At 70.2% G+C, this 12630-nt stretch carries 8 protein-coding genes; 6 read left to right on the forward strand and 2 right to left on the reverse strand.

Annotation, left to right across the window (positions count from 1 at the left end; genetic code table 11):
• Positions 1–161 precede the first annotated feature (161 nt).
• Positions 162–1580: a helix-turn-helix domain-containing protein gene (locus ACO2Q3_RS25205; RefSeq protein WP_423311765.1), complete on the forward strand. Its 1419-nt coding sequence runs from the start codon at positions 162–164 to the stop codon at positions 1578–1580.
• Positions 1581–1613: 33 nt separating this feature from the next.
• Here the strand turns inward: ACO2Q3_RS25205 and ACO2Q3_RS25210 are convergent, their stop codons facing one another.
• Positions 1614–2840: a TetR/AcrR family transcriptional regulator gene (locus tag ACO2Q3_RS25210; RefSeq protein WP_423311767.1), complete on the reverse strand. Its 1227-nt coding sequence runs from the start codon at positions 2838–2840 to the stop codon at positions 1614–1616.
• A gap of 199 nt (positions 2841–3039) precedes the next feature.
• On the opposite strand from ACO2Q3_RS25210, the gene ACO2Q3_RS25215 reads away from it, so the two are divergent.
• On the forward strand, positions 3040–5292 hold the full coding sequence (locus ACO2Q3_RS25215) for a TonB-dependent receptor (RefSeq protein ID WP_423311769.1): 2253 nt from the start codon (positions 3040–3042) through the stop codon (positions 5290–5292).
• 16 nt (positions 5293–5308) lie between these two features.
• Positions 5309–6439 (forward strand): serine hydrolase domain-containing protein, encoded by a 1131-nt coding sequence (locus ACO2Q3_RS25220; protein WP_423311771.1) that lies wholly within the window; start codon positions 5309–5311, stop codon positions 6437–6439.
• On the opposite strand, the gene ACO2Q3_RS25225 is transcribed toward ACO2Q3_RS25220, so the two are convergent.
• Positions 6436–6903: a CopG family ribbon-helix-helix protein gene (locus tag ACO2Q3_RS25225; RefSeq protein ID WP_423311961.1), complete on the reverse strand. Its 468-nt coding sequence runs from the start codon at positions 6901–6903 to the stop codon at positions 6436–6438. The two genes, ACO2Q3_RS25220 and ACO2Q3_RS25225, sit on opposite strands and share 4 nt — an antisense overlap.
• Before the next feature lie 363 nt (positions 6904–7266).
• Between ACO2Q3_RS25225 and ACO2Q3_RS25230 the strand changes: the two genes are divergently transcribed.
• The 3 genes from ACO2Q3_RS25230 (at position 7267) to ACO2Q3_RS25240 (ending at position 12604) form a co-directional block, all read left to right on the forward strand.
• The gene (locus tag ACO2Q3_RS25230; protein ID WP_423311773.1) at positions 7267–9735 is read left to right on the forward strand and encodes a TonB-dependent receptor; all 2469 of its coding nucleotides are present in this window, start codon (positions 7267–7269) and stop codon (positions 9733–9735) included.
• Positions 9735–11240, forward strand: coding sequence for a sulfotransferase (locus ACO2Q3_RS25235; protein ID WP_423311775.1), 1506 nt, complete (start codon positions 9735–9737; stop codon positions 11238–11240). The genes ACO2Q3_RS25230 and ACO2Q3_RS25235 overlap by 1 nt, the downstream gene beginning before the upstream one ends.
• A gap of 167 nt (positions 11241–11407) precedes the next feature.
• Positions 11408–12604, forward strand: coding sequence for an isopenicillin N synthase family dioxygenase (locus ACO2Q3_RS25240; RefSeq protein ID WP_423311777.1), 1197 nt, complete (start codon positions 11408–11410; stop codon positions 12602–12604).
• The last annotated feature ends 26 nt before the right edge of the window (positions 12605–12630 follow it).

The following is a 12630-nucleotide window of genomic DNA, read 5'->3' on the forward strand; positions in this document are numbered from 1 at the left end:
GGGGACATCGTGGAGCTGGGCGCACTAGTGAAGTTGAGCAGACTCTGTGCAAACCGGCCCCCCGGCGGCGCGGGCGCATTCAGCTTTGAATTTGCGTGATTTTCAAACGAGAACGTGCGAAGCCTTCACACCGCGTCAGCCCCCGTTTGTGAAATTGTAAAATGGACTACAAGCTGTTCGTCGGCCCGACGGTCCGCGCGCTGAGGGAAGAGCGCCGCTGGAAGCTCGAGGCCTGCGCGGCGCGGCTGGGCATTTCCGTCAGCTACCTGTCGCAGATCGAGGCCAACAAGCGGCCGGTCACCCAGCGGGTGATGCTGGCCCTGACCGAGGTGTTCGAGGCGCCGGCCGAGACCTTCGACGCCGACACCACCCAGCTGCTGGTCTCCGACCTGCGCGAGGCGGTGGCCGACGCCGGCCGCGGGGCCGATCCCGTGCCGCTCAGCGAGCTGCGCCAGGTGGCCCAGTTCGCCCCGACGCTGGCGCACCGGTTCCTCGACCTGCAGCGCGCCAACCAGCATCTGCGCGAACGGCTGCGCGTCACCGAGGAAGCGGTGGCCCTGGACGAGACTACGGCCGCCAGCTCGCTGCTGCCCTACGAGGAGGTGCGCGACTTCTTCCACTACAAGGACAACTATCTGGACGGCCTGGACCGGGCGGCCGAAGACCTGTCGCGGGAGATCGGGCTGGAGCCGGACGCGCCGGCCGAGGTGCTGCTGGAGATGCACCTGCGCGAGCGGCTGGGCCTGACCGTGCGGCGCGCCACCGCCGGCGACCTGATGCGGCGCTACGATCCCGTCGCCCACGAACTGACCCTCAACGCCGCCCAGCCGGCGACCACCCGCGCCTTCCAGATGGCCTTCCACATCGCTGCCACCACCCTCGGCGACCTGATCGAGGGGGAGCTGGCGCGCGCCCGGTTCCGCAGCCCCGAGGCGGTGGACGTCTGTCGCGTCGGCTTGGGCAACTACGCCGCCGGCGCCCTCTTGATGCCCTATCGCCGCTTCGCCCAGGCGGCGCGGGCGCGGCGTCACGACGTGGAGCAGCTGGCGCTGATGTTCGGCGCCAGCCTTGAGCAGGTCTGCCACCGGCTCAGCACCCTGCAGCGTCCGGGCGACCGTGGCGTGCCCCTGTACTTCGTGCGGCTGGACTACGCCGGCAACATCACCAAGCGCCACAGCGCCACGCGCTTCCAGTTCGCCCGCTTCGGCGGCGCCTGCCCGATGTGGAACGTGCACGAGGCGGTGGGCGCGCCGGACCGCTTCCTGGTGCAGCTGGCCGAGATGCCCGACGGCGCGCGCTATCTGTGCATCGCCCGCAACGTGGTGAAGAGTTCGGAATCCTACCTGACTCCCGACCGCCGCTATGTGCTCGGCTTCGGCTGCGAGATCAGCCACGCCCACGAGCTGGTCTATTCCGAGGGCGTCGACCTGAAGGGGCCGGCCACGCCGATCGGGGTCAGCTGCCGCATCTGCGAGCGCGACGACTGCGCCCAGCGCGCCTTCCCCCCGGTCGACCAGGGCCTGCACGTCCCCCGGCACGAGCGCCGCACGGTGCCCTTCCGGCTGGGGCGCAGGGGCTGAGCCGACCCGCTTCTCGCGAACGCGGAACCGGGTTCAGTCCGACCTGTTCCGCAGGCCCAGGGTGAAGAACCGCGCGATCTCGCGGCCGATCGCCTGAGCGGGCCGGTTGTCGCCGGGCGGCAGCCACTTGGAGAGGTAGCTGAACGTGCCTGCGGAGGCCATGGACACGGCCTCCAGGTCGTAGGCGCGCAGGGTGCCGTCCTTGATGCCTCGCCGGCCGATGGCGACCGACCGGTCCGCCAGGCGGCTGGTGCGCGCGGTGAACGCCTTGCGCTGGTCGTCAGTGAACATCTCGAAGCCGGTGGAGAGCGAGATGGGGTGAAGACCCTCGATCTGGGCCTGGACGTTCAGCTCCACCGCGGTCATCGCCGCTTCCAGCCCCGTGGCGCAGGCCCCGGCGGCGGCCATCAGGCGGTCATAGAGATCGAAGGCGCGGGCGTAGCAGAAGGCCACGAACGCCAGCTTGTTGTCGAAGTGGTGGTAGACGAAGCCCTTGGTCGCCCCGACCGCGGCGGCCACGTCGTCCAGCGAGACGCCGTCGATGCCCCGCTGGTTGAAGAGCCGTGACCCTTCCCGACCCAGGGCTTCCAGCTTCTGGTCGAGTTCGGTCGGCGCGGCCGACGGCGGGACGGCCTGGGCGAGCGAGGCGGTCGCTTGCGGCAGGGGCGCGCCCGGCGCGGCGACCCCGTCCGCCACGAGGGTCGGGATCGCGGCCGCCATGCGGATTGCGAACAGCTCGTCCGGGTTCTCGGACCAGCCGCGCGACAGCGGCGTCCACGACAGGATGCCGAGGATCGACTGGCAGGCCAGGTCCACGTCGCACGGGCGGATCGAGCCATCCTCGATCCCGGCGCCGATCAAGGCGCCAAGGCCGGCGATGTTGCGCGCCCGCGCCGCCAGCACCGGCGCCCTCCGGTCTGGCGAGAGGAAGGCGATCTCGCTCAGCACCGCCATCGGCGCGTGGTCGAGGTCCAGCGCCAGGCGCAGGAAGCTGACCACCCGGTCCAGGCCGGTGGCGGCCGACAGGCCGGCGCGGCGCAAGTCGGCGTCGGTCAGGGCGCAGGCGCGCAGATACGCCTGCTGCACCAGATCCTCGCGGTCAGCGCAGTAGTTGTAGAGCCCGGCGCGGCTGATCCCGACCCGCTCGGCGATGTTCGCCAGGCTCGCCCCGGCGACGCCCGCGCGATTGAACTCGATCGCCGCCTCGTCCAGCACCGCCGCATGCCGCGCCGCCTTGGCCGCGCCTGCCAGTGATCGCATCCGCACCTCGTCCCGCGGCCCCACCACAGCATGCCGAGTGATGGCCGGTCACGTCATACCCCAGGAACAATCCCATTGACACTTGAGTATGACGCCGAGATACATACGCAACTGTCAGCAAAAGCTGCAATCAAGAACGACAGGGGGAAACATGTCCGGTACGGCATCCAGGCGGGCTCGGCCCGCGGGCGGTGGGCGCATGCGCCTGGTCCTGGCGGCAGGGGTTTCGGTGCTGGCGTTCGCCGCGGATGCGGCCGTCGCGGCCGAGGCGCCGCCGGCCGGGACGGATCAGGCCATCGGCGAGGTGGTGGTCACCGCCTTCAAGCGCGAGGAGCGGGCGCAGAATGTCGGCGCCACCATCACGGCCCTCTCGGCGGAGAAGCTGCGCACCTCCCGGGTCGCCGACCTCAACGACCTGTCGTCGTTCGCGCCGAACGTGGACATCAAGGAGACCGTGCCCGGCGCCCTGCCGACCGTGACCATCCGCGGCATCGGCCTTGACGACTTTTCCACCACCAGCAGTCCGGCGGCCGGCATCTACATCGACGAGATACCGCTGAGTTCGCCCGGCCTGATGAGCGGCGACTTCCTCGACCTGGCGCGGATCGAGACGCTGAAGGGCCCGCAGGGCACCCTCTACGGCCGCAACACCACCGCCGGGGCGATCAACATCATCTCCGCCCGGCCGGCCAAGGACGTCGAGGCCTTCGCCAAACTGGGGTACGGCAACTACCAGGCCTTCGAGGCCGAGGGCATGGTCAACCTCCCGCTCTCCGACCGGGCGCAGCTGCGCGCCAGCGGCAAGACCATCCAGCAGGGCGAGGGCTATTGGCACAGCGACCTGCTGGCCGACGGATCGCCTGGCGCGCGCGACATCGGCTCGCGTGACGTCTGGCTGGGCCGCCTGCAGCTGGCGCTGCAGCCGACGCCTGACCTGTCGATCAACCTCAAGCTCGAGGGAGAGCGCTCGCGCTCGCAGATGGGCGTGCCGCAGAGCTACGGGACCTTCACCCCCGGCATGCCGTTCGCGCCCTGCGCCCCGGTGCTGGCCGGCCGGCTCGACAACAGCCAGTGCGCCGACGCCTACGGCTACCAGAACACCCACGCCGACCCGTTCCACGGCGACTGGGCGGGGACCTTCCCCTACAACATCGACCAGTACGGCGTGACCTCGACCATCAACTACACCCTCGCCGGGGTGCAGCTGACCTCGATCACCGGCTACATCAACTTCTCGCGCCTCTACCACATCGACGTGGACGCCACGCCGCTGCACGAGTTCGACTTCATCGAGGACGAGGCCGTCCGCCAGGCGACCCAGGAATTCCGGCTGGCCAAGGACACCCCCCTCGTCGACCTGATCGGCGGCGCCTTCTTCTCGTGGGACCACGTGCTGGGCGACAACACCAACCTCACGGAACAGTGGCCGCTGCTGCTGGTGGGCGCCGCGAGCGGCGCAGGCAAGACCACCTACGACCAGATCACCCGTTCGGCCGCGGTCTATGGCAACGCCACCTGGCATGTGCGCCACAACCTCGATCTGGTCACCGGGCTGCGCTACACTGGCGAGGATCGGCACTATGTCGGCGGCACCACCTTCGACACGCCCTCGCCGCTGTTCGGCATCAACGACACCTTCCTCGACGCCAGGATCCACGACCACAACGTCACCTGGAAGCTGGGCCTGAACTACCGGCTGCAGCCGGACGTGCTGCTCTACGTCTCCGCCTCGCGCGGGGTGAAGAGCGGCGGCTTCTTCAGCGGCTTCACCAACAACGAGGGCCAGTTGCTGCCGTACAGGCCGGAGTCGCTGCGCGCCTACGAGGTCGGGGCCAAGACCCAGGTGATCCGCAACCTGACCTTCAACGCCTCGGTCTTCTACTACGACTACGGCGATCCCCAGACCTTCGTGCGCTATGTCGATCCGGCGACCGGCCTGTCGGTGCAGAAGGTGGGCAACGTCGACAGCGCCACCGCCTATGGCGCGGACATCGACGCCAGCTGGCGGCCGATCCAGGGCCTGACGCTGAGCGGCGGACTCGGCCTGCTGCACACGCGGCTGTCGTCCTTCACCACGGCCGCCGGGGTGGTCCCGGCCGGCAACCGACTGCCGAACGCGCCCAGCGTCAGCTTCTCCGGCTCGGCCCGCTACGAGTGGCCGATCCTTGGCGGGCGCCTGCATGCGGCGGTCCAGGGCGAGGCGCACTATTCCGGCGCCGTGTTCAAGGACGCCGGCAACGATCCGCTGATCGCCGCCGGCGACTACTGGCTGTTCAACGCCCGCGTGGCCGTCTCTTCGCCCTCGGCGAAGTGGGAGCTGGCCCTGTGGGGCAAGAACCTGGCCGACACCCGCTACGAGGTGCAGGGCACGGACCTGGCCTCGTTGGGCATCGTCAACCGCAACTACAACGCCCCACGCACCTTCGGCGTGGAGCTGTCCTACCGCTACTGACCGGGAGCAGAGAGCCTTGAGCGCCACCGTCATCGAGGTCCACGGCCATTGCGCCCCGGCCTTCAGCGCCGTCCGCGCGGCCTTCGCCGAGAACCTGGCCGCCCGGGACGAGGTCGGCGCCGCCGTTTGCCTCAGGCTGGGCGGGGAGGTGGTCATCGACCTGTGGGGCGGCTGGCGCGACGGCGCGCGGACCCGGCCCTGGACCCGTGACACCCGGGTCAACGTCTGGTCCAGCACCAAGGGGGTGAACGCGGCCTGCTTCGCCATGCTCGTACAGCGCGGGCTGGCCGGCTACGACGATCCCGTGGCCCGCTGGTGGCCGGCGTTCGCCGCCGAGGGCAAGAGCAAGGTCACCCTCGGCGACCTGCTCTCGCACCAGGCCGGGCTGTGCGGTTTCAGCAGCCCGGCCACCGTGGACGACCTCTATGCCGGCGAGGCGGCGGCGGAGCGGCTGGCCGCCCAGGCGCCGATCTGGCCCCTCGGGACCGGCTCCGGCTACCATGCCATCAGCATCGGCATCCTGTCGGCGGCGCTGTTCCGGCGCATCGAGGGGCGCACGATCCGCCAGTTCGTGGCTGATGAGATCGCCGGGCCACACGGGCTGGACCTGTCGATCGGCCTCGACCCGTCGCTCGACGACCTGGCCGCCGAGATCGTCGCCCCGCCGGCCATGGCCTCTTCCTCCATCGGCGCCATGACCGCGGCGCAGGTCGCGGCCCTGGCCAATCCGCCGCTCGACCCACGCCTGCCGAACACCGCCGCCTGGCGCGCCGCCGAGCTGCCGTCGGCCAACGGCTTCGCCCATGCCCGGTCCCTGGCCGGGGTCTACGGCCTGCTGCTGGCGCCGGATGCGCCGCTGGTCGGGCCTGAGGTGCTGACCCAGGCCACCGCGCCGCGCACCGCCGGCGTCGATCTGGTGCTGAACCTCTTCGCCCGCTGGGGCGCCGGCTTCCTGGTCAACGACGACGGCCTCTACGGCCCGGGGCCGCGCACCTTTGGCCACTCGGGCTGGGGCGGGTCGTTCGCCTTCGCCGATCCCGACCGTGGCCTGGCGATGAGCTATGTGATGAACCGGATGGGCGAACAGTTGCGCGGCGATCCGCGCGGCGCGGCCTTGATCGCGGCGGCCTACGCCGCCGTCGGCTAGAGACCCGGCGGGGCCGGTGCGCCGTCCTCCGCCCCATGGTCGTGCAGCGGCGGCAGCAGGGCGCTGGTCGTGACCAGCTTGATCTGCAGCACGCCGCGCACCCTGCGCAGGTCGTCGCACAGCTGCTGCAGCCGGTCGGCGGGGCCTTGCACAAGCAGCACCTCCAGCGAGCGGTCGTCCTCCAGGAAGACGTGCTGCGAGGAGATCACCTCCTTCAGATAGGTGAGCTGGGTCTGGGCCAGGGCGTGGCGCACCCGGCCGCTCTCGGCGCGATAGATCAGGGTGATTGTGCCGGCCAGCAACGGGTCCGCCCGGCGACGGTCGTGCTCGGCCAGCTCGTGGCGCACCAGCTCGGCGACCGTCTGCGAGCGGCTGGGATGGCCGCGCTCGAGGGTCATGGCGTCGAGCTGTTCCAGCAGGCCCGACGGCAGGCTCAGGCTCAGCCGCGCGAACTGGGCGCCCACGTCACGCTCGACGTCCCCGCTGTCGTCCTCCGGCACGGCCAACGCGCGCTCCTTCACCTCCGGCGCGGCGCCGGCGGGGGACGATGCCACAGCCCGGCCCTGCGCCAAAGCCGGCCCTGCCTCCCGGCGCGATGCGCAAGCGAAAGGCGCCGGCGGTCCTGGTTTGCCCAAATCTCATGAGCGGCCGCGTTTTCGTCGCCAGTTGGCGAATTTCCTTCGGCCAGCGCAGGAGGACTTATTACGTATTGTCCAGTTCGTAACACTCGTTCTTCGTGGTCAGCGGCCCGCCAGAGGCCTCGTCCGCGGCAAGGCGCGCCGGGAAAGCTCTCCTCATTTCGCCTCCTGTCGAAGGATCGAGACGTCATGACTTCGCGCGCGCATCGCCGGTTCGGCGCCATCAGCACCCTGGCCCTGCTCGCGGCCGTGGACCTGGCCATGGCCCACCCGGCCCGGGCGGCGGACGCGGCGGCCGACGCGGCCTCGTCGACGGAGTCCTCGACGGTGGCCGCGGCCGGGACGCTGTCTGAGGTGGTGGTCACCGCCGCGCGCCGCCAGCAGACCGCGCTTTCGACGCCGATCAGCATCTCGGCCGTCACCGGCAATGACCTGGAAAAGGCGGGGGTGAAGGACTTCCGCGACCTGTCGCGAACGGTGCCGGGCCTGGTCTACAACGGCGGCTCGATCCGCTCGGGCGGCGCCACCAACAACTTCGTGCTGCACGGCCTGAACCTGGACGACGTGTCCAACAGCGGCGACCAGCCGCTGCCCACCGTGGCGCCGGTGTCGGTCTACGTGGACGAGACGCCGTCGTTCGTGAACCTCAAGCTGGCCGACGTGCAGCGCGTGGAGGTGCTGCGCGGACCGCAGGGCACGCTGTATGGCGTCGCCTCGATCGCGGGCACCGTGCGGGTGCTGTTCAACCAGCCCGATCCGTCGAAGTTCTCGGCCGAGCTCAGCGGTGAGGTCAGCGACACCAAGCATGCGTCCGGACCAAACTACAGCCTCGACGGCGTGATCAATGCGCCGCTGAACGCCGACACCGCCTTCCGCCTCGCCGCCGGCTACGAATTCGACAACGGCTTCATCAACGCCCCGCACCTCTTCCAGCTGGACGCCAACGGCGCGCCGGTGCTCGCCAACCCCGCGGACCCGATCCACAGCCTGCCGGTCTCCACCTCGAAGAAGGACATCGACGACGCCAGCGTCTGGTACGTCCGGCCCATGCTCAAGTACGAGCACGACAAATTCTCGGTGCTGTTCACCTATCAGCACCAGCACGAGCACGCCGACGGCGACGACGTCGACAGCTATCCCGGCGGCCCGGCGCCGACCGCCTATTCGTCGACCGGCGACCCGAATTCGTCGCCCGGCTTCCAGAACGACGGCTTCGACGCCGCCTTCCCCTCGACCTTCCGGCAGTACGAGAGCGGCCAGTTCCTGCTGACGCCCTACAACCGCGACGTCGACCTGGCCTCGGTGGAGGCGTCCTACGACCTGGGTTTCGCCACCCTGACCTCGGTGACCTCCTGGTACCAGAACACCAGCCAGGCGACCTCGGACAGTTCCGGCTTCTACCAGGCCAGCCTGGGCTTCCTGTACGAGGGCTATCCGCGGCTGATGCTGGCCAGCCACCGGCACTACACCGACCATGCGGCCATCGAGGAGGTGCGGCTGGTCTCCAAGTCGTCCGGCCGGCTGAACTGGTCGGTGGGCGCCTTCTACATGAACCAGACCAACCACCTGCTGCAGGATGACGTGATCCCGGGCTTCGCCGACTACTCGGCGGCGCTGGGCGTCCCCACCGGCACGGACCTCGCCTACCAGTACGACCGGCACATCCACTTCGAGGACCTGGCCTTCTTCGGCGAGGCCACCTACCACGTGACGCCGAAGTGGCAGGTCACCGGCGGGGTGCGGGTGTACCGCCAGGACCTGGACCTGAATTCCACCATCGAGCTGCCGATCTGCGGCGTGTTCTGCTCCAACGACGGGGTGAACCCGTTGGGCCTGTCCGGCGGCGGCAGCCGCGAGATCGTCACCAAGGCCCTGTTCAAGGCCAACACCTCGTACCAGATCACCGACAGCCTGCTGGCTTTCGCCACCTATTCGCAGGGCGAGCGGCGCGGCGGCGCCAACGGCGTGCCCACCCAGGGCATCCTCGGGGCCAGCCCGGAATTCCTGTTCTTCAAGCCCGACACCGTCGACAACTACGAGGTCGGCCTGAAGGGCCGCCTGGGCGGGCGGTTCCAGTTCTCGGGGGCCTTCTACTGGATCGAGTGGCACGACCCGCAGGTCAACGTCTCCACCCCGGTGGGCGCCTTCCCGGCGGTGGTCAACGGCGACCGGGCGCGCTCCCGCGGCGTCGACCTGGAGGCCAAGGCCCAGGTCACCGACGACATCGTGCTCAGCGCGACCTACAGCTACAACAAGGCCGAGCTGCTGGACGCCATCGTCGTCGGCGGGGTCAGCTACGGCGCGGCCGGCACGCGCCTGCCCGGCACGCCGGCCAACACCTTGAGCTTCGGCGCCGACTACGAGCATCCGGTCCTGAACGGCCTGACCCTGACCCTGCACGGCGACGTCAGCTATCGCAGCGGCATGACCACCTCGCTGACCCCGTCGATCAACACCAACCTGCCGGGCTTCGCCATCCTCAATGCCTCGATCGGCGTCAGCAAAGGCCCGATGCGTGTCTCGCTGTTCGCCAACAACATCACCAACGAGCGCGGTGTGCTATCGTCCAACAACGTCGCCTCCTACGATGTGCGGGCGATCGACAACCGTCTGTCGCGGCCGCTCACCGTGGGGCTGCGCTTTGGCTACAAGTACTGATGACCTCTAGCGGCGGCCCGGTCCGGGCGGCGTCCAGCGATCCGGTGGCCGAGGCGCTGGCCCAGTGCCAGGGGCTGCTGCGCGCACGCCGTCCGGCCGAGGCCCTGGCGCTGGTCGCGCGCCTGCCGCCCGGGGCGCGCGGCGATCCGCGCGTGGCGGCCCGCGTGGCCTATGCGCAGGCGCTGCTGGGCCGGTTCGCCGAGACCGCGACGGCCGCCGTCTCGGCCCTGGCCGATCCGGCGCTGGACGCCGCCTCGCTCGATCTCGCGGGCAACGCCCTGACGCTGGCCCAGCGCCCCGGCGAGGCGCACGCCGCCTTCACCCGCGCCGCCGCCCTGGCGCCTGGCCAGCCGGGGGTGCTGTTCAACCTGGCGACCACGGCCCGCTTCCTCGGCCGCGCCGCCGAGGCGGAAGACGCCTACGACCGGGTGATCGCCGCGGCGCCCGACGCCTGGGAGGCCTGGCGCAACCGCTCGGAGCTGCGTCGCCAGACGCCGCAGGCCAACCACGTGGCCGAGCTGACCCGGCTGCTCCATTCGGGGCGCATCCCGCCGCCCGGGCGGGTGCAGCTGGAGTTCGCGCTCGGCAAGGAGCTGGAGGACCTCGGCGACCACGACGGCGCCTTCGCCGCCTTCGACCGCGGCGCGCGCCTGCGGCGCAGCCACATGCGCTATGACGTGCGCGAGGACGTGGAGACATTGGCGCTGATCGCGCGGACCTTCGACGCCGCCTGGTGCGCGCCGGGCCGCGAGGTCGGGACGGGGGCCTCGGGGCAGGGGCCGATCTTCATCCTGGGCCTGCCGCGCACCGGCTCGACCCTGCTGGAGACGATGCTCGGCCGCCACAGCCAGGTGCAGCCGCTGGGCGAGCTGCAGACCTTCGGCGCCGCGGTGGTCGCCGGCGCCCGGCGTGCGGCGCCTCAGCCGCCCGCCGGCAAGGCCGCCCTGATCGCCGCGAGCGCCCTGGCCGATCCCTCGGCCATCGGCGCCGACTACCTCGCCGGCGTGGCCCCGCTCCGCGACGAACGGCCCCGCTTCACCGACAAGCTGCCGATCAACATGCTGTACGCCGGCCTGATCGCCCGGGCGCTGCCGCAGGCGGCGATCGTGCACATCACCCGCCGCCCGCTCGACGCCTGCGTGGCGATCTACAAGACCCTGTTCGCCGAGGCCTATCCCTGGTCCTACGACCTGGCCGAACTGGGCGCCTACCACAGGGCCTACGACGCGCTGATGCAGCACTGGCGCGCGGCGCTGGGCGCGCGGCTGATCGAGGTGGCCTACGAGGACCTCGCCGCGGACCCGGCCGCGACCCTGGCCGGGCTGATGCCCCGGCTCGGCCTGGCGATAGAGCCGCAATGCCTGGATGCCGCCGCCGGAGACGCCCCGGTGATGACCGCCAGCGCCTCGCAGGCGCGCGCGCCCGTCCACACGCGCTCTGTGGGCGCGGCGGAGCGCTACCGCCGCCACCTCGGCCCGCTGGTCGCCGCGCTCGGGCAGGGCTGACCGCTTGCCACAATTGGTCTGGCGGCGCCCATGCGCCGGGCAGGCGCTGGCTACGTTCCAGACAAAACGTATGATTTTCGAGGTGTCCGGCGGGCATTTTCGCCCACCCCCTTTCGCGGGCGCCCGCGCGGGCTTTTCCTCCGCTGGCTTGCAGTTGGAGAGACAGCATGAGCGCCGCCACCGAGAGCCCGGCTCCTTCCGAAACCGGCCCAACGGCGGAGATGGGCGCCAAGCTGATGGCGTTCTCGGCGATCCCGGTGATCGACATCTCCGCCCTGCGCGGCGATGACCAGGCCGCCATCGACGCGACGGTGGCGGAGATCGGCAAGGCCTGCGAGGAAGTGGGCTTCTTCTACATCAAGAACCACGGCGTCCCGGAGGCGCTGATCCAGCGCACCTATGAGCTCTCGCGCCGGTTCCACTATTCGCCGGTGGAACAGAAGGAGCGGGTGCACATGCGTCACTCGCCCGGCACCCGCGGCTGGGTGCCGGTGTCCAAGGACGACGACGACGGCGATCCCGAGTTGTACCGCCTGGTCGAGCCCAATCCCGATCACGACTACCTGACCCATCCTCGCCTGCACGCCGCCTTCGACGTGGCGCTGGAGCTGCCGGACGACGACCCCGACTTCCTTGCCGGCAACCTGATGCTGGTGCCCAACCAGTGGCCGGACTGGATCCCGCAGTTCCGCGAACAGGTCATGGAGTACTACGACGCGGTCACCGAGGTGGGCCGCCAGCTGTTCCACGCCTTCGCGCAACGGCTGGGCCTGGAGCCGGACTTCTTCGACAGGCTGACCACCAAGGCGCCCTCGCAGCTGCGTCTGCTGCACTATCCCGAGAACGACCTGCCGATGGACAACAAGAACCTCGGCATCGGGGCCCATTCCGACTTCGAGTGCTTCACCATCCTCAACCAGCTGGCGCCCGGCCTGCAGGTGATGAACGCCGCCGACGAGTGGGTGGCCGCGCCGCCGATCGAGGGCACCTTCATCGTCAACATCGGCGATCTGCTGGAGGGCTGGAGCAACGGCCGCTTCAAGGCCACCCAGCACCGCGTGGTCAACACCGGCAAGGAACGCTTCTCCATGCCGCTGTTCTTTGCCGTCGACTACCACACGGTGATCGAGCCGCTGCCGGCGTTCGTCAGCGAGGACAATCCGCCGAAGTACAACCGCATCGTCGCCGGCGACCATCTGGCCGGCTTCAGCGTCAACGGCGCCAAGCACCTGCGCCGCAAGATCGTGCGCGGCGAGATCAAGATCGACTTCCCGATCCACAAGGAGAACCCGTTCAAGCGCAAGGCGGTGAACGAGTTCCAGGAACCCGCGCCTGAAGCGGCCCCGGAAAAGGCCGAGGCCTAATCCCCGCCTCACAAGCCTTGATCTCG

It is taken from the genome of Caulobacter sp. KR2-114 (assembly GCF_049446115.1).
Lineage (GTDB): Bacteria > Pseudomonadota > Alphaproteobacteria > Caulobacterales > Caulobacteraceae > Acaudatibacter.